Below are 19,333 nucleotides of genomic sequence, written 5' to 3'. Positions count from 1 at the left end.
TAGTAAATACACTGTTTTGCTGTGGCTTTGTTGTGATTCGCATCAACCTTGTAACTATGGGGTAACTCCGCTCTGGTCAAGGCGTAGCCGTTAGTTTATATTTGCCGCCATATAATAAGAATATGGTGGTAAAATGGACCCAATAAGCCCCTCAAATACAATCGATAATCAGGCCGTTGCTCAAGGTAAGATCTTTAAAATGCCTGATACCTTAGTGATAATTTTCTTTGTCGCTATTGCAGCGGCAATTCTAACTTACTTCGTACCTATAGGTTCTTTTCAAACTCAAGATGTGAGTTATGTCGTTGATGGCGTAGAAAAGAGTCGCAGTGTTATTGACCCTAACTCTTTTACCTATGAAGTTGACGATGCTGGTGAGCCAATATTAAAGCCTGTCGCCTTATTTGAAGGCCACGGCGGAGTTGGCTTTTTTAACTTTGCTTTTGAAGGCTTAACTTCAGGCTCTAAGTGGGGCAGTGCCCTTGGCGTTATTATGTTTATGCTGGTCATTGGCGGTGCTTTTGGCATTGTGATGGCTACCGGCACTATCGATAACGGCATTTTAAAGCTAATTGATATCACTCAGGGGAAGCAGGGATTATTCATCCCGGTTATTTTTGTTCTGTTCTCTCTCGGTGGCGCGGTTTTTGGTATGGGTGAGGAGGCGATTGCATTCGCCATTATTATTTGTCCTTTGATGATCCGTTTAGGTTACGACGGTATTACCACTGTGATGGTAACTTATGTTGCGACTCAAATTGGTTTTGCTTCGTCTTGGATGAATCCATTTAGTGTGGCAATCGCTCAGGGGATCGCTGGCGTGCCTGTACTGTCGGGTTCTGGGTTTCGTTTTGCTATGTGGTCAGGTTTTACTTTACTAGGCTTGATTTTTACCATGCGCTATGGTGCAAAAGTAAAGGCAAACCCGGCACAATCTTATAGCTTTCATAGTGATAGCTATTTTAGAGAAAATCAAAAAGAAGCATCACTTGATAGCCGGTTTAACCTCGGTGATATTCTGGTGTTGTTGACGATTTTTGCAACGGTCGCTTGGATTATTTGGGGAGTTGTTACCCAAGCTTGGTTTATCCCTGAAATCGCCAGTCAGTTTTTTACAATGGGCATAGTTGTTGGTTTGATAGGCGTGCTGTTTAAGCTTAATAATATGAATATTAATACCGTTGCCAGTAGCTTTAAGCAGGGCGCTGCGACTATGCTAGAGCCTGCTGTATTGGTTGGCTGTGCATCAGGCATTTTATTATTACTAGGTGGTGGTGACGCTGCAACACCAAGCGTACTTAACACCATTTTAAGCAAAGCAGGGGAGTTTATTGGTCAGTTGCCAAGTGTGATGTCAGCCTGGTTTATGTATGTATTCCAATCGGTATTTAATTTCTTTGTTACCTCTGGTTCTGGTCAAGCAGCACTAACCATGCCGTTAATGGCACCGCTTGCCGATTTAGTTGGAGTGACCAGGCAAGTCGCCGTACTCGCGTTTCAGCTTGGTGATGGCTTTACAAACATTTTAGTACCGACATCAGCCTCACTCATGGCGACTTTAGGTGTTTGCCGGGTAGACTGGGGGCAATGGCTTAAGTTTATCTGGCGCTTTATGTTGGCGTTGTTTACGGTTTCTAGTGTTATCGTTATTAGTGCGCATTACTTAGGCTTTAGCTAGTAATAAACCAAGGCATAAGAGCAGACATTTTCAAACCGCTAAGCTCCCTTTATAGGGAGCTTTTTATCACATGTTTAATCATTTGCACGTCGATGATCGCTTGTCCTTGATAGTTATCTAGCAGTTGCCCATTACCAAATGTAAATCCTTGCTTTGTGTAAAAATTAATAGCGGACGCATTACAATCAAGTACGTATAAGCTAACTGTGCACGTAGAAGTCAGTTCAATGTTTTTCTCAAAATGTTGCATTAATTGATTGCCTAAGCCTTTTCCATAAACGCTGGGACAAAAATATAGCTTGCTAAGCTCAATAGTGTCAGACACAAAAAAACGGCACCCTAAGGTGCCGTTTTTATATTCACTTTATGTTAGATTAAGTGAGCCTAGCTTAGAACTTCACTTCGCCTTCAATGAAGTACTCTTGGCCACGAGCATTGTAAATACCACGTGGGTAGTGAGGCCACTGAGTGTCAGTAGGGTCAAAGTTTGGACCCGCATCAAACAAGTTGACAATACCTGCTTTTAGCTTGATTGACTCAGAGATAGTGTAGCCTGCAGTTAGGTTCCACTTAGTCTGTGATGCAACTTCATGATCTTCTTCAATGAATACATCGCCATTTGCTTCAGCAGCTTCTTTAAATGATTTGTATTGAACACCGTGCATACGTGCAGTGTGGTATGCGCCAAGTGTTGCTTCAAAATCATCAATGAAGTAACCAAGGATTAGGTTAGCGCGGTACTGAGGTAAGCCACCGTTGTCGATATCATCTTCTACAGGATCAGTCGATGTTAGCTGGTACTCAGAGTTTAGGATGTAAGTACCGCTAAAGTTAAGCTTAAGCTCACCAAAGCTGTTTAGATCCCAAGTGTAACCCGCAGTTAAATCTAAACCGCGCACTTTTTGGTACGCTAAGTTTTGTGCAACAGCGTTAACATGAGTAATTGTGCCGTTTTCGTCACGAGTGATCATATCTTCATACAGCTCATAATCACGAGCAGCTTGTGAAGCACTGATGTCACTCACCATGTCATCAAGTTTCCACTCCCATAGGTCGAATGAAGCGTCAAACGCGTCGCCGCCCCATACTGCACCGATGTTGGCTGTGTAGCCTGTTTCTGCATCTAGATCTTCGTTGGCACCAGTTGTGGTATCAATATGTAGCTCATTACATACAGCGTTTAACTGTTCATCAGGGTAAACTGTACCTGGTGTTCCGCCCATTGCCGCACACTGTTTGAAGTCAATAACAGTATTGAAGCCGTCAGTTGGGTCGCCGTATACACGGTGCATGTCAGGTGCGCGGAATACTGAGCTCCAAGAACCACGAACAAGTAATTCACGAACAGGACGGTATTCAACTGCGATTTGTGGTGATAGGTTACCACCGAAGTTGTCGTAATGGTCGTAACGTAATGCTGCATCGATAGTTAAATCATCTAATACAGGGATACTGACTTCGGCATATGTTGCCCAGTTCTTACGCTCACCAGCACCTGATGAACCACCTTTACCTAAGATGTTACCGTTCTTAGATTCTGAATCTGAGTCAGTTTCATAATCTTGAATAGTGTACTCTGCACCAAATGCGAACATTGCGTCGCCAGCATCCATCTCAAATAAAGAACCTGTGATGTTAGCTTGCACGTTCTTTTGTGTAGATTGCGCACGTTCAAACGAGCTATAAGACGCTTTTTCAGCATCTTCTGGAGACATATTCTCTAATAGAGAGTTACCGTTTTCACCTGCCGTGATGTAGTTGAACATACCGCCAACAGTTGCGTTACCATTACCAAATACATCTACACTTGTACGTCCGTAGTTAACTGAAGCGTCCCAGTTATACTCATCAGCAATCACGCCTTCTAGACCAGCGGTAAAGAAGTAGTTACGAGTTTTAGTTTCAGTTGAGCGATGCCCAAGTTCATGTAAACGGCGAGCATAATAGTAAGAACCATCTTCAGCGTTAGCAAAGTCACCACCAAGGCCAGTATCTTTGTCGAACTCTTTGCTCATGTACTTATCGCTACCAGCTTGACCATAACTTACGGTTAGCTTGTCACCAGCAACAGTAATATCGTAATCATCAATTGCTGATGGCTCGATGTTAGTAATTGATTTACCTTCAGAGAAATCTAAGCGACCAACGAATGTCATATCTTCAGCTAACTCATAGTTAAAGTTAGTTGAGCTGATAAAACGTGTGCTTTCTGGCTGAAGATCACGCCATGCTGAACGGTCGAAACCACAGATGTTGCGTGCTTCATCCCATAGGAAGCCACCATCAGTACACTCTTGAGGCGTAAGCTGGCGCGCACCTTCACCAGTACCAGCAATTCTTGCGCCGTAAGAGCTATATTGTGAATATTGGCTGTGTGGTACTTTGTCTGTATGCAAACCAAAGTTATCTCTATCAGTCGCTAATAGAGACTCGCTATCTGTAAATTCGATAAAGCTTGATACGTTACCTTTATCTGATGAAGCACCTAGAGATAATGCAATGCGATCACTTCCACCGCCACCATTTGTGGTATCGCCATGACGATACTTAATAGCAACGCCTTCAAAATCTTTCTTCAAGATGATGTTAATTACACCACCAACAGCGTCAGCACCATAAATTGCTGAACCACCAGATTGTAAAATCTCAATACGTTGAACAGCTTCCATTGGTAGGTTAGCTGTATCAACAAAGTTGTCAGTACCGCCAGCTGGCTTTGGATATTGGTTTAAACGTTTGCCGTTAATTAGGGTAAGGGTACGGTTAGCACCAGCACCACGTAAGCTAATTGAAGAGGCTGCAGGTGTAAAACCATGTACAGACTGAGTTGTCATTGCACCAGTGGTTGAGGTTAGACTTTCTAGAGCATCTTGTACGCTAGTAAAGCCTTGTTTAGCCATTTCATCAGCGCTAAGTACGGTAACTGGCGTTGCTGTCTCCATATCACTGCGTTGAATACGTGAACCAGTTACTTGAATGCGTTCAACATTCTCATCATCTGCTGCAAGAACTACTGGCGAGCTTAGTGCTGCTGTTGCTGCACCAGTTGCTAACGCAAAGCGAATTGCTTTGGCCAATCTTGAGTTAAGTGCCATATCTTTAATACTCCCTTGGAACTTATATAGTTATTTTTATTTAGCCACCACTCCTTAAGGGAATGTAAATATATGTTAAGAAGTGGGTGCTTGAACGGGATGAAAGCACAAAGGGTTAACTGGGGCAACATGCTATTTACAGCTGTTATTTATATAAGAAAATTACGATAAAACAGTTTGTTGTGAAGATTTTGCTCGATTGTTGCGGGTTTGTTTGCGTAAGAGAGGCTTTGAGTGCTGATTTGTTTTTCAGTTGGTGTAAATGTGTATTTACTGGTGTTTATTTGTTGTTATTCTGTTTTGTGCTGTAGAGTTTAAGATTGCAGTGTAACAAGCTGTATACTGTGGGGTTTAAAAGCTTTAATTTGTGATGTTAATCACACCGAGTCAAAGAATTGTTAAGTCTTAGCTACGACTGAATTCACTTTTCCGGCGTGATTAACATTATTTTTTCTTGATATCTTATTGAGTAAGTATAGTGCTTTATCAAAGGCTTACTTTTGTAAAAATGCTAGATTTATAGTGCTGTAAGTATTTGGTGGCAACATAGCCGACAACAAGAGTTGCTACAATTAGCTCTACTTTAGCTGTTATCAGTAGGTCTGCTGAGACGTTGCTTGCGCCAAATGTTACAACAATCCAGTTTACGGTTTTAAATAATGCTGTAGCTCCGATCACCATAGGGAAGGTAAATGCAGCGTATCCCGGTGAGAACGGTAGTTTTAGCAAGTGAAAAAACGCTAAGTAAATAACACTTGTCATCAATAACGCCAAAGTGAGCAGTACGCCAACAATAATCAACGATGGTTGTGTTGTCATCGTTAAGTAACCCGCAAGTGATAAGCTTGCTGGGGCCGCCATGATGGCAATAGTTGGTTTCGCTGCATCAGCAATTGGCTGGCAAAAGATTAGGCGGTATAACATGATAGGTAACATGATCAAATAACTCACCATACCAAACATCAAAATAGCATCAGCTAACCATTGATATTGCATTTCAGAGCCATGTGGAAATGAAACTGCTGCAACGATTATCCCAATAGGCGGTACAAACCAACTTGGCACCATATGTTCAAGTTTAAAATCGATTGCGCGATAGTAAATAAACATACCTAAGAAAATGATATGAATGGCAATTGCCACGAGCCATAAGCTTACACCTACAACATGATTAAATTGGCCTAAAGCAGCTGAAACGACCATTAACCCCATTGCGAATGTTGGTACAACACTACCAACTACCGGGTGAGTGAGTTCTTCGACAAGTACCTTTGGATGTAAAATAAATTTAAAAACCAGCATAAGTAGCATTACGCTAGCAATTGATGCGCCGATTAATTGACCTTGGCCATTTAAGCTGGGTAGCATACTTTCCCAAGCCCAACCAAGGCTTGCAATGGCTAATGCTAGCCCTGCCATTGGGCTAGGTAGACGAGAAACTCTGTGTCTAAGTTTATGGCTTTGTGTGCTGGTCATAATAAAATCCTTGTAGCAATCTTTATGGTTTTATTCTATCTCGACCTTTGGTTAATAAAAATTGAAACTAAGTTAACCTTAGCTTCAATTATATTTAATCTTGGTAGGTGGGGATTAAATTAGGGCTTACGTTTACAGCGAAGTAAAGTATGACCTAGGCCGATATTATCGATATCTTCATCTACAAATAAACCTGCCTGACTAATTAACTTAAGTAGAGTTTTACTGTGATACATACGGCTATTGCCATTAGCGATAGCAGTAAAGTACAGCGAGGTGGCATTCACGCAATAAGCACCAGCTTCAAATGGCTGGCGATCCCAGAACGTTTCTAAGATACACAGCTCACTATTTGGTTTCATCACTTTAGCGGCACGGGTTAAAATGCTTAAGATCTCTGATTCAGAGAAGCAGTCTAAAAATTGGCTCATCCAATAAAGGTCACCATTTTCACAAAATGGTTTTTGCTCGTCTAAAAGATCAGTCGTAAATGGATGGACTCGCTCTGCAACCCCGGAGTTTTTGGCATTTTCGATTGCCACCTTTAGTTGGCCGGGGAGATCCATAATGGTGATTTGCACGTCTGCATTATAACCAGTACAAGCCAGTGCCCACTTGCCTGTATTGCCACCCACATCAACGATATGTTTCGGCTTAGCTTGAAATATTAGGGGTAACAATGACTCAAAGGCATGATCTGAATAGTAATGATCAAATTCAAACCAACTTTTCTTAATTTGCTCTGGCAATTGGCTTAAGCCTGGATAAATTGTTTGCCAATCACCTAGCGAACTTAGACCTTTAGGTTTGCCTTCTAACAGCGAGGCTTCAAGTTCAAATAGTCCTTGATAGCATACATCGTGGGTGAAGTTGAGGTTCACCTGCGCCATATCATCATGGAGTAGGAAGTGGCCTATTTTATCTAAAGTATACATATCGTTATTGAGATACAGTAAACCCATACTTAATCCCATATCGACTAATACACCGACGGAATATTCGGACAACTCAGTTTGTTGAGCTAAGTGTGTAACACTACAGCCTTTGCTGCCGCAATCAGAGATAAGCTGTAATAAATTGAACTTTAATAAGCAACGAGCAACTTGGAAACTGATAGGAGCAAAAGCAATTTTTTGGGCTTCGAATTTTGCGTCAAACGCGCTAATAGCAAGGGGAGAACGATAAAAAGGCATAAGTAAACCGAGGTAAACAACGTCGTAATTAGTGGGGGGCGATTTTACATGTTACAGTTTGTTTATTGTTTGAACTTGATCCGACTTCATGCGTAAAGTCGTATTTTTATGAGCAGCATGCAAACGCACTGCAACCGCCGACAATTCTCAATGTTTAGCCGATAGGAAAGTAACATGCAGGTACCATTAACTTATGTTGGACGGCAATCAAACCGCAGTGACGGCCAAGCACGAAGAGTCGCAATATTAGAGGCGACATTGAAACTAATCGTTAAAGAGGGGATCCGCGGTGTGCGCCATAGAGCTGTGGCGACAGAAGCACAGGTTCCATTATCGTCAACTACCTACTACTTTGATGATATCAAAGATCTCATTAGCGACTCGTTGACCTATTTTGCGGAGAAAAACCTTTGGATGAATAAAGTGCTAGAGCAAAAAAGTTATGCGCTTATAGAAGGGTTAATGCAGGCAAAACAAAGCACAAATGCTGAGCAAACAAAACTAATTATTATCCAAGAACTGAGCTTATTTATCTGCGAACACATTAAAGGGCAGGTGGCGTTACGACACGATAGAATACTTGAAGCTGCCTTTCATGAAGAGGCCCTGCGTAACCCGCAATTAGCGGCGGCTATTATGGCGTTAGACACTACTTTTTTAACGAGTATTAAGCAGTTTTTTATCGCTATGGGCTCAGATACTGCAAAAACAGATGCCAATCAAATTTTGGCGATGATTAAGTTTTTTGAATATCAATATCTAATTCGTGAAGCGATAGATGAAGAGCAACTGGTAACAACGATTAATTCAACGGTTAGCTATATTGTTAACGCAATAAAAAACCCAAGCTAGGCTTGGGTTTTATGCTTAACAAATCTGCTGTTTTACTTATTGAACGTTTTCAGCGTCGCTAAATTGACCTTGGAATAACGCAGAAGACAAGTAACGTTCAGCTGCTGACGGTAAAATTACGACAATGTTTTTACCTTCAAACTCTGGTAGTGCTGCAATTCGGTTAGCGGCAACAACTGCTGCGCCAGAAGAAATACCCACTAAAATACCTTCTTCTTTCATTAAACGTTGAGCCATTTCAATTGACTCTTCGTTGGTTACGGCTTCAACTCGGTCAATTAGAGTTAAATCTAGGTTACCTGGAATAAAGCCTGCGCCAATACCTTGGATTTTGTGTGGTCCTGGCTGTACCGTTTGGCCAGACAAAGTTTGCGCGATAACAGGTGAGTCAGTTGGCTCAACCGCAACAGAGGTAATCGCTTTGCCCTGGGTATTTTTAATGTAACGGCTAACACCGGTAATAGTACCACCAGTACCAACACCAGCGACTAATACATCTACGCTGCCGTCAGTGTCATTCCAGATCTCTGGACCTGTGGTCTTTTCATGAATTTCTGGGTTGGCAGGGTTATTAAATTGCTGCAGTAACACGTACTTTTCTGGTGCGGATTGGCGAATTTCTTCAGCTTTATCAATAGCACCTTTCATGCCTTTAGCGCCTTCAGTCAGTACAAGGTTTGCACCAAGGGCTTTAAGTAGCTTTCTACGCTCTAGGCTCATAGTGTTAGGCATAGTCAGTGTTAATTTATATCCGCGAGCGGCGGCTACATAAGCAAGGGCAATACCAGTGTTACCTGATGTTGGTTCAATCAGTTCTTGCTCATAAGTCAAAATGCCTTTTTTCTCAGCATCCCAAATCATGTTCGCGCCGATACGGCATTTGACACTGAAGCTTGGGTTACGTGCTTCTACTTTAGCAAGCACTTTACCATTACTAACGCGATTAAGACGGACAAGAGGGGTGTTACCAATCGTTTGTGAATTATCTTCGAAAATTTTGCTCATGGGTTGCTTGCTCCTTTATATGCACAGCTAAATCATAATCGCCTTTGGCCACATTAGAAGTGATAGTTTGTTCTTCGTTATTCTTTTTGGTTATTAAAGCGTTTACTGTTATTCGTAAATGAAGATTTCATTACTGCTTGAGAATGTTAATGTAATGTAAGTTAAAGAAAATACAATGTTTTTGAAGCCAAATGCTTGGGCTTGATTCTGCCTAAAATTAGCGTTAATGGAAAGTTAATCATGAACCAGCCGACAATCTGCAAAAATAACGATCCAAAGACCTGGGTGACGCCGTTTGCTTTTGATCTCGCTCCAAATATTCTTTATATGCCACTAAGCGATACAAGATAAGATCTCTGCCACAGTTGTTATTGACGTGCGTAAAAGCAAGCATCAAGCGGCACAAGAGCATCAAAGTGACAATGAAGATGTTAATTTTTCACTTAATAATGCAGCAGATATCTGACATTAGTTATACCGTTTTGTATCAACACGGGGTAAGCTGGCATACATAAACGCATATAGAAAATATGTGACTGGATAAAATTTCCGTTTCAACATTGATATTTAGCGAAATGTCACCACCGAAGGTGGACTAAGTTGCCAAAATAGAAAGTTAACAAATGGCTGTTGCTAAATGTAATGCTGAAAGCGTTCGGAAGGAGGAGAGCAGCTTGCGAATTTTAGTGGTTGAAGATAGCCAAGTAGTTTCTCGGGTTATGCGGCATTTGCTAACTCAGGAGCTAAATTGTGAGGTTGATGTCGCACCAGACATGCACAGTGCTAAAGCGCTGCTGGCTGAAAACCAATACTTTGTTGCGATTACCGACCTAAATTTACCCGATGCACAAGAAGGCGAGATCGTTAAGTTTGTTTTAGCAAAACAGATCCCCTGTATTGTATTAACCGGCAGCTGGGATGCTGAGCAAAGAGCGCGTTTATTGCAGCTGGGTATTGTTGACTATGTATTTAAAGAAAATCGATTTAGTTACGAATATACGGCTAAGTTAGTTAAACGTCTTTGTCGCAATCAAAGCGTAAAAGTGCTCGTCGCAGATGATTCAGTCGTGAGTCGCAAGTTTATCCGTAGCTTACTTGAGCAACATCTTTTTCAGGTTATCGAAGCTGATGATGGCGTGTCTGCACTGGAAACCCTCAGTGAAAATCCAGATATAAAGCTGTTAATTACGGATTACAACATGCCAAGACTCGATGGCTTTGGCTTGATCATTAAGGTGCGTGAGCAACTGAGCCGTGAAGAACTTGCTATTATTGGCTTATCTAGTGATAGCGATGAAAGCCTATCTGCGCGATTTATTAAAAATGGCGCCAATGACTTTTTACAAAAACCGTTTGTACATGAAGAGTTTCACTGCCGAGTATTAACTACATTAGACGCCTTAGATATGGTGACAAGGCTCTGGGAACAAGCAAACCTTGATTACCTTACTAACGTGTTTAATCGTCGCTATTTTTTCAATATGTATGAAGAGAAGCTTAATACCATAGCTCAGAAAAAAGGTTCATTAGCACTGGCCCTGCTTGATATTGACTATTTTAAAAAGGTTAACGATACCTATGGTCACGATGTTGGTGATGAGGTGTTGATTGAGTTTTCTAGCAGGTTACAACAATCTTTTTCTCAGCACTTTACGGTAGCACGTATTGGTGGCGAAGAGTTTGTTGTTGGCTTTAAAGGGTTGAACGTTGAAAAAGCATATGTCTTATTAGATAGTTTTAGAATGCAACTTGAGGCAACACCGATTGCCACATCTAAAGGTTTACTCAATATAACTGTTAGCACTGGGGTGACTGAGTTTACTTTGGATGAAAACGTCGATGCGCTGCTTAACCGTGCGGATATTGGCTTATATGAAGCGAAAGCCAATGGCCGAAATCTAGTGTGTATTGCACAAGATTAACAATTACTCGCTAATGAAAAAGCAGCCCAAAAGGCTGCTTTTTTATGTGGTTACAAATGTTAGCTTTCTATTTGCTTATCGTTCCGTTTAATTCTTTGGCTAGAGCAGCCATGCGTAACTGATTTTCATAAAGTAGGTTTCTTCGGTTTTCATTAGTGAATCGACCTCATCATCAGCTTTTAAACCGTCCGAGTAGCCTAAATAAAACACGCTTTGTGGATTGAGCTTGTAGCCGTATAACACTTCATTACCCAATTGCTGATATTGCGCGTTGGGCGTGCTGTATTTATATAAGCTAGTGTCACGCTCAATATCAGTATATACACTCGAAATTCTGATGAAGTTATGGATATCAATATACCAACTGAGGCGTAAGTCGCTCAAATTTGCCGTAAATAATCGTCCCTCATCAACATCCAAGGTGCGATATACGTGAGATAAGTCCATTTCAATTGAGTCAGTGATCTTCCAGTTTACGCCTGGATTAAATTTCACTCTGGTACCCAATTGATCATTGGCAAAGTCAATGTCATCACCATAGTTAACATCCACTTCCATAAAAAGTGTTCGCGTTGGTTTGATGTTGCCATAGAACCAGCCCATGGTTTCGGTAAACATTTGAGTATTACCCGCTATGACTAGTGATGCACCGTTGTGACGGCGGCCGACACGGTCTCTATGTACGACACCAAATGTAGCGTAGCTTTGCCACTGACCATTTACTTGTACACGCGCCTCAGCTTCTTGCTCTAGTTTATCGCCTGCTTGATTATGGCTAATATCCCAGTCGCCGCTAAGTCGTACTTCGTTAAAAAAGCCCGATGTTGGATACCAAGTATAACCACCGCCGGTGACAAATTTATTAAAGTCGACTTGATCAACAAAACCTAAATCGGCTCTAAAGTCTTCACCTATCGAAATATATTGTGCAAAAGCGTCCCAATTTCGAGAATCATATTGGTACTTGAGCAGGTACATATCGTCACTAAAGCTGCCATTCTTTTGGGTTCTTAATACGCGCTCATTTACGCCGCAATCGTTTAAATCACAGTTTTGCTTTGGTAGGCAGTCATCGGTATTACAAAATTCTTTAAATAGATCCGTTGGGTATTTAGTATCTGAAACCACATATTGCGCGATAAATGTATCGTGATCACTGGGTTGATACTTTACATCCACACTACTGACATAATTGTGGTAATCATCGCTTTTCTTGGCGGTAACTAATGCACCAATAGATAGTGGTTTACCAAAATCAAAACGATAGCGACCAGCAAAGTTATGGCTTTTCTGATCAATACTGGCGACATCTGAACTGAGGTTACCAGGCACCAAAAAGTTGGTGTTAGTGTCGTCAGTAATAAGCGTGGCAAAGGTATGGTCACCGAGCTTGCTAGTAAGCTTTAAACCATAGTCTGGTGCGCCGATATTACGAGTGTGCAAAAGGTTTAATTGAGTATCGAAATAATCTTTGTTATCAAGAAAAAATGCACGTTTTTCTGGGTAAAACAATGCAAATGTACTATTGATATCGAGTTGACCTGCATCGGCCTCTACTTGGGAGAAATCAGGATTCAGGGTTGCGCTAAGTAAAGTGCTCGGGGTGATCCCCCAACGCAGATCTAAACTCGGTTCAATATTATTGTCGTTGTCCCATTCGCTGTTTTCTTCATGGGGGCGATTGCCTGTGCGGTTGAGCACTAATGAAGGAGTGATCTGTAAGTCGTTACCTTGTTCAATATTAGCAAGGCCTGTAGCAACGCCAAGTTGGCATAAAGTACAGTTGTTATTACGATCAATTTGATGGCTTGATAGGCGATGTTCTTCGTTTCGTGGATAGAAACGAATAAACTCAATGCCCCATGTTTGCTTATCTTTGTTATCGAAGTTCAGTAGTCGCAGTGGCAACTCTATTTCAACTTGATAGCCAGTATCTGTGCGTTTGGCTGCGCTGTACCATATGCCATCCCAAGCATCACTTTCACTGCCAGTAAGTTCATTTTCAATCGAGTCCATTTGCACACCATAGGCGTTAACAAAGAACTGATAAGCGAGTCGTGCATCGTTAAAGGTATCAAGTTTAATACCGACTAAATCATCGCCCCACACACTGTCTCGATCACTTAGGTTAGCGCGGATCTGCTCAGGGTTTGGATCTTTGGCATGGTAGCTAAGATACAGACTTGATTGGGTTGCAAATATTTTTACATCTGTTTTAACCGGAGCTGCAATATTTTCACCGGGGCTGGTTTCAAAAGCCAATGTTGCAGCTGCTGCTTGTTGCCATTGAGTTTCATTAAACTCACCATCAATTTCAACTTGACCTTCGATTGTTGGGATTTGAATATTAAATTGTGTTGTTTCGCCAGCTTGGGCATAAAAGACGGAGGATGCACTAAAAAATAAGACCAATGGAAGCAAGCGACGTTTAACAGCAGGTTTAATCATTTGTTATCTATGTTTATTTTATGTTGCGCAGATTGTGCCAGAATTAGTCCTTTGATAGAGCTTTAGCTTGTGGTGAATTTGTTACAAAACTTGTCGAGTGAACCTGCTTAATCGTAAAAACGATTAATTCGAACATAAAAAAAGCCATGGGAACATGGCTTTAATGGTAGCTATTGCTAGGTACTAATCCGGTGCGATGGCATTGTTTTTATACGCGCTACGGTACTTGTCGACCCACATGGCAGTCGCGCCGCAAATCGCCACAGGCATAACCACAAAGTTTACAATTGGGATCATTGAAAACAGGGTAACAGCAGCACCAAAGCTAAAGCTGGAGCCTTTAGTTTGGTTTAGTGCGAATTTCATATCGTTAAACGGAACTTTGTGGTTATCAAATGGATAGTCGCAGTACTGAATTGCCATCATCCACGCACTAAATAAAAACCATAAAACCGGCGCTATGGTTTGGCCAATAAAAGGCACTAAAAACAGCAGCAAAAATACAATTGCGCGTGGCAGGTAGTATTTCAGCTTTATCCATTCTCGGCCTAAAATTCGCGGTAAATCCTTAATCAAATTGATGTTACCACCGGTATTAAGTGGTTTACCGGTAAGCTGTTGCTCGACTTTTTCAGCAAGTAATCCGTTAAATGGGGCGGCTATCCAGTTCATCACTGAGCTGAAAATAAACGACATCACAACCAGCAAAGTTAAAATAGCCAACGGCCATAAAATAAAGTTAAGCCAACTTAAGTATTCTGGCAGTTGTCCTGATAGCCAAGCAAATACGCTTTCTAATTGACCAATAGCAAAATAGATGAGGCCACCAAACAGTAGTAAGTTGATTGATAATGGAATAAAAACGAATTTCCTCAGGCCCTTGGTTTTGATGAGACTGAAGCCATCTAGAAAATAATTAACACCGCTTTTTTTTTGTACTTGATTGGTTTTATTCATAGAAATACTAGGTTGTTAAAAATGCGTATTAGTACGATTGTGAGTCAGTCGGTATTTAATCACAAGTTAAAAGCGCTTAATCAACGATAAAAACGTTACAAAATGCAGTGAGCTTTGGTAAAGTTAGCCCATTAACACGCACACGCTGACTAGCGATAGTTTGCTTGATGCAAAGGTTAGCCCTCAAACTTAATCGCTACTGCCTAGCGAGGAAATGACTACACGGCACCATGAGACTCAAACAGATTAAACTTGCCGGATTCAAGTCATTTGTCGATCCAACTAAAATACCTTTTCCTAACCCATTAAGTGCCATTATTGGTCCAAACGGCTGCGGCAAATCCAATGTGATTGATGCTGTACGCTGGGTGTTAGGGGAGAGCTCGGCTAAACACTTACGTGGCGACTCGATGACAGACGTCATCTTTAATGGCTCAACTGCGCGTCGACCAGTTTCGGTGGCCAGTGTGGAGCTAATTTTTGATAATCAAGATGGCCGCTTGCTTGGTCAGTATTCAAGTTATCAAGAAATTGCTGTCAAGCGACAAGTGAGCCGTGATGGTGACTCTAACTATTTTCTTAATAATCAAAAATGCCGTCGTAAAGACATTACCGACCTTTTTATGGGCACTGGGTTAGGTCCGCGTAGCTATGCCATTATTGAGCAGGGCACTATTTCACGACTGATTGAATCTAAGCCACAAGAGCTTAGGGTATTTATTGAAGAGGCTGCGGGGATCTCGCGTTACAAAGAGCGCCGCCGCGAAACCGAAAATCGTATTCGTCATACCCGTGAAAACTTAGCTCGTTTAGGCGACATTCGCTCTGAATTAGCTAAACAGTTAGAAAAATTAGCAGAGCAAGCGAAAACTGCTAAAAAGTACCGCGAGCTTAAGCAAGCAGAGCGTAAGTGTGACGCCGAGTTATCTGTATCACGCTACCATGAATTAACGTTACAAATTGCTAAAATTGATGCTGAGCTAGCAAAGCTAGAGCTACAACAAGCAAAATTTGTTGCTGAAAACCAAACACTTGAGCTGAGTTTAACTGAACTTACACTAAAGCTAAGTGAGCTTGATGCGCAAGAAGCACATCAAGTCGAAGATTTTTATCTCACTAAAACCCACATTGCTAAGCTTGAACAATCCTTGAAGCATCGACAGTTGCAAAATGAAAGCTTAACTGAGCGATTACAAGAAGTCGCAGCACAGTTAACTGCTTATCGTGGCCGCCTAGTTGAAGATGAAGCAAAGCAAGCTTTACTGATTGAAAAGCAAACTCAGGCCTCACCTGAGGCTAATTTGCTGCGTAAGCAGTTAGCCGACTTTGATATTGATGTGCACTCTGCCACTGAGTTACTCGACTCCTTGACAGAGAAGCTCAATGGCTTAAATGATATTTATACTCAAGCGAATTTGAAGTTTGAGATGAATCGAACTCAGTTAATCCATTATCAAACGGGCATTGAGAATAAACTCAAACTTGTGACTCGTTTAGAATTGCAAGTTGACGCCACAGCATCTGAGCTGCAACAGTTCCAATCGCAAGATATAAGTCAACAAGTCAATGAGTTGACTCAAGCTGTTGAGCAGGAACTTGAAATTGTTGACGAGCTTAAGTTTAAGCTAACAACTGCAGAGCAACAGCAGCAGTCTTTGCTCATTGAGCAAGATAAACTAAAAGTGCAGCTTGCTGATGAAAAAGGTCGACTTGCGGTTGTAAGCCAATTATTACCGGTTGATAGACCTGGTAGTGAGCAAGCATTGTGGCAGGTACTTGAGGTGTCTCCGGGCTGGGAAGCTGCAGTGGATATCTTATTATCAGGGGTGTTGAATACGCAGGTGCTTGGCGCTGAACAACTAAATGCTGATGAGATTGCTACTCGATACGGCTTTACGGTCGGCACTACAGATAATGGCATTATTCGCGCACCGGTAAATTTGGCGCCTTGGCTAAATAATGTGACCTGGTCAGCCAGCTTGAATGACGCTTTGTTACAGCGCAGCACGTTAAAACAGGATGAGCTTATTGCGACAGCGGACGGCTACCTTGTTGGTAATGACTTCATTATTGAGAAAACTCAAGCTGCGGGCTCAACCGTTGAGCTGAAAAACGAACAAATTACACTTCAGGCAAACATTGAAGCTAACCAAGTTAAGTTAGCTGAACTAGACAATGCAGTCGCTGATGTAAAACGAAATTTAGCGCCGTTAACTGAACAAATCGCGCAAAAACAGCAGTTAATTCAAACTAAACAGATTGAACTCGCGACAGTTAGCTCACAGTTACGCTCACAGCAGCAATCTATTAAGGATATATCCTCAAGACTGAGACAAACTCAAACTGAGTTACAGGAAGCAAAGCAGGAGCAGCAACAGTTATTGTTAAATGCTGAGCAAGGCAAGGAACTGCATGAGCAGCTGAAAGTGGCGCTACAGCAATCCGCTACACAAAAGAGTGCGGTTCAAACGCAGAAATCGAAAGCGGTTGAACAGTTAGCCATTTTGAGGCCTCAGCGTCAGCAATTAGATGCTAAATTGAGCCAGCTTTCGGTCAATGAACATCAGCTACAAACTCAACTAATGTTGATTGAGCAGCAACTGAGTCAACATCAGCAGCGCTTGGTTGAATTTGAACAAACTCAAGCACAGCTGTTATCGCTACAAAATAAAGAAGACCAGCAACAAGAAGGTGATTCTCAGCCACTTACTGTACAACTTGAGCAAGCCCTTCAGGCGCAAAAAGTTAAGCAAGAGGCCTTGGCACAGCTCCGCCTAGAACAAGCGAAGATTCAGGAACTGTGCGATAGTGCAGGAACGAATAAAAAACAACAGCTTGCGAAGTTAGAAAACTTGACTCAAGCGTCAAGCACGTTAAAGTTACGTCGTGAAGGTTTAAAAGGACAAATTGATAGCCAACAACGCATATTAGATGAGCAAAGTGTTGACGTTGCACAAATATTATCGACATTAGATGATAATAAGACCACGCTATGGCGTCAAAAAGAGCTAGAGCGACTACGTGCACAAATTGCTCATTTAGGAGCAATTAACTTAGCGGCTATTGAAGAGTTCGAACAACAAAATCAACGCAAGAGCTATTTAGACAGTCAAGACGACGATCTTAATGCTGCACTTAGTAGCCTTGAAGAAGCGATACGAAAAATTGATAAAGAAACCAAAAGTCGCTTTAAAGAAACCTTTGATAAAGTTAACGCCGATTTAGGTTTGTTATTTCCAAAGGTCTTTGGTGGTGGTAGTGCTTATTTAGCCTTAACAGATGATGACTTGTTGGAAACAGGCGTTACTATTATGGCAAGGCCGCCGGGTAAGAAGAATAGTACAATTCACCTTCTTTCTGGTGGAGAAAAAGCGCTAACAGCTTTATCATTAGTATTCGCTATTTTTAGACTGAATCCAGCGCCATTTTGTATGTTGGATGAAGTTGATGCACCTTTAGATGATGCCAATGTCGAACGTTTTTGTCGTTTGGTAAAAGAGATGTCGCAAAGTGTGCAATTTATATATATTAGTCACAACAAGATCACCATGGAATTGGCCGATCAACTTATCGGTGTGACTATGCATGAGCCCGGCGTTTCACGCATTGTGGCTGTTGATATTGATGAAGCGGTGGCGCTAGCTGACGCCGGATAAACATAAGAGATACAGGGTAACCAATGGAAAATTTGCAACTGGTATTGCTATTTTTAGGTGCGATAGCCATTATCGCCGTACTTGTGCATGGTTTTTGGTCGATAAGAAAACAACAACCAAAGGGTTATAAACAAAGCCCTATGACCGACATCAATCGTGAGCGTCGTGATGCAGATGGTTTTGATAACGACGGAATTGGTGAAGTAAGAGTGGTTAAGGTTGCTGCAGACGATGCCACTAATAACGACTCTGTAGCGACTGTAAACGATGGCGTAGCAAAGTTCTCTGCAACTTCAGAACCAGCCATAAAAGAAAATGCATTTGAGTTAACTCAAACTCCTCAAGAAAAAGTGACTAAAACTCGAGTCGAGCCATCATTGTCGACCGAAAATCCTGAGTTTGCAGAGCAAGCACCTGTGCAAGAGTCATTATTCGCAACAGAAGAGATGACTTCGGAGCAAACGGTTACAGCGCCTGTTCAACAAGCTAACGAAGCTCAAATCCAGGCTCATAATCAAGCTTACAGCGAAAACGCACAAGCTGTTGCGGCTCCGCAAGAAGCTGCACCTACACAAGAGCTCGGTGAGCCTCAAGACGTTTTAGTGTTACATGTTGTCGCCAAAGATGGTGAAGAACTCCACGGTGCAGAATTACTACCTTGCTTATTAACGCTTAACTTTAAATATGGCGATATGAATATTTTCCATCGCCATGAAGATAATGCTGGAACAGGTAAAGTATTATTCTCTATGGCCAATATGGTTAAGCCAGGTGTGTTTGACCCTGACAATATGGAGCAATTTACCACTCAAGGCGTGGTGTTATTTATGACTCTACCTTGCTATGGCGATGCGCTAATGAACTTTTCAATCATGCTTAATTCTGCGCATCAAATTGCTGATGACCTCGGTGGTGAAGTGCTTGATGGCGGCCGTGATACATGGTTAGAAAGCACTAAGCAGAATTATATTCAACGGATCAGAGCGCTAGCATAAGTGTAGATGATTGCACGACAGTGTCTATTGTTAGGCTGTAAGCGTAGAAAATTGAA

Annotated in this window: 11 protein-coding genes and 1 pseudogene; 5 read left to right on the top strand and 7 right to left on the bottom strand. The window is 41.8% G+C overall.

The features are described 5' to 3' along the window. Positions 1-133: 133 nt before the first annotated feature. Positions 134-1,678, top strand: coding sequence for a putative basic amino acid antiporter YfcC (yfcC, locus tag L2740_RS19330; protein WP_248951683.1), 1,545 nt, complete (start codon positions 134-136; stop codon positions 1,676-1,678). A 49-nt stretch (positions 1,679-1,727) separates the two neighbouring features. Here yfcC and L2740_RS21515 read toward each other — a convergent pair. The 4 genes and pseudogenes from L2740_RS21515 to L2740_RS19315 all read right to left on the bottom strand — a co-directional run. Then, a pseudogene (locus tag L2740_RS21515) lies at positions 1,728-2,015 on the bottom strand (GNAT family N-acetyltransferase); the annotation flags it as partial. Between the two features lie 52 nt (positions 2,016-2,067). Continuing rightward, complete coding sequence (locus L2740_RS19325; RefSeq protein ID WP_248951682.1) at positions 2,068-4,773, bottom strand: TonB-dependent receptor plug domain-containing protein; 2,706 nt, start codon at positions 4,771-4,773, stop codon at positions 2,068-2,070. Between the two features lie 486 nt (positions 4,774-5,259). Next, positions 5,260-6,249 carry a TDT family transporter gene (locus L2740_RS19320; RefSeq protein ID WP_248951681.1) on the bottom strand — a complete coding sequence of 330 codons (990 nt, stop codon included), beginning with the start codon at positions 6,247-6,249 and terminating at the stop codon, positions 5,260-5,262. A gap of 119 nt (positions 6,250-6,368) precedes the next feature. Continuing rightward, complete coding sequence (locus tag L2740_RS19315; protein ID WP_248951680.1) at positions 6,369-7,442, bottom strand: methyltransferase; 1,074 nt, start codon at positions 7,440-7,442, stop codon at positions 6,369-6,371. Positions 7,443-7,616: 174 nt separating this feature from the next. Here L2740_RS19315 and L2740_RS19310 point away from each other — a divergent pair, with 174 nt between their 5' ends. Beyond that, positions 7,617-8,294, top strand: a complete 678-nt coding sequence (locus L2740_RS19310) for a TetR/AcrR family transcriptional regulator (protein ID WP_248951679.1) — start codon at positions 7,617-7,619, stop codon at positions 8,292-8,294. Between the two features lie 36 nt (positions 8,295-8,330). Here the strand turns inward: L2740_RS19310 and cysK are convergent, their stop codons facing one another. After that, complete coding sequence (gene cysK / locus L2740_RS19305; protein WP_248951678.1) at positions 8,331-9,299, bottom strand: cysteine synthase A; 969 nt, start codon at positions 9,297-9,299, stop codon at positions 8,331-8,333. A gap of 674 nt (positions 9,300-9,973) precedes the next feature. Here cysK and L2740_RS19300 point away from each other — a divergent pair. Beyond that, positions 9,974-11,221: a response regulator gene (locus L2740_RS19300; RefSeq protein WP_248951677.1), complete on the top strand. Its 1,248-nt coding sequence runs from the start codon at positions 9,974-9,976 to the stop codon at positions 11,219-11,221. A gap of 99 nt (positions 11,222-11,320) precedes the next feature. Here L2740_RS19300 and L2740_RS19295 read toward each other — a convergent pair whose 3' ends face one another. Continuing rightward, a complete protein-coding gene (locus tag L2740_RS19295) occupies positions 11,321-13,669 on the bottom strand; it encodes a carbohydrate binding family 9 domain-containing protein (protein ID WP_248951676.1) in 2,349 nt (782 codons plus the stop codon). A 183-nt stretch (positions 13,670-13,852) separates the two neighbouring features. Further along, positions 13,853-14,626, bottom strand: coding sequence for a sulfate transporter CysZ (gene cysZ, locus L2740_RS19290; RefSeq protein WP_248951675.1), 774 nt, complete (start codon positions 14,624-14,626; stop codon positions 13,853-13,855). Positions 14,627-14,856: 230 nt separating this feature from the next. Between cysZ and smc the strand changes: the two genes are divergently transcribed. Next, on the top strand, positions 14,857-18,282 hold the full coding sequence (smc, locus tag L2740_RS19285; RefSeq protein WP_248951674.1) for a chromosome segregation protein SMC: 3,426 nt from the start codon (positions 14,857-14,859) through the stop codon (positions 18,280-18,282). A 23-nt stretch (positions 18,283-18,305) separates the two neighbouring features. Then, positions 18,306-19,277 carry a cell division protein ZipA gene (gene zipA, locus L2740_RS19280; RefSeq protein ID WP_248951673.1) on the top strand — a complete coding sequence of 324 codons (972 nt, stop codon included), beginning with the start codon at positions 18,306-18,308 and terminating at the stop codon, positions 19,275-19,277. Positions 19,278-19,333 lie beyond the last annotated feature (56 nt).

Source organism: Shewanella pneumatophori (assembly GCF_023283895.1).
Classification (GTDB): domain Bacteria; phylum Pseudomonadota; class Gammaproteobacteria; order Enterobacterales; family Shewanellaceae; genus Shewanella; species Shewanella pneumatophori.
Note: the sequence above shows the minus strand (reverse complement) of the source record. Positions and strands in the feature narration are given on the sequence as shown.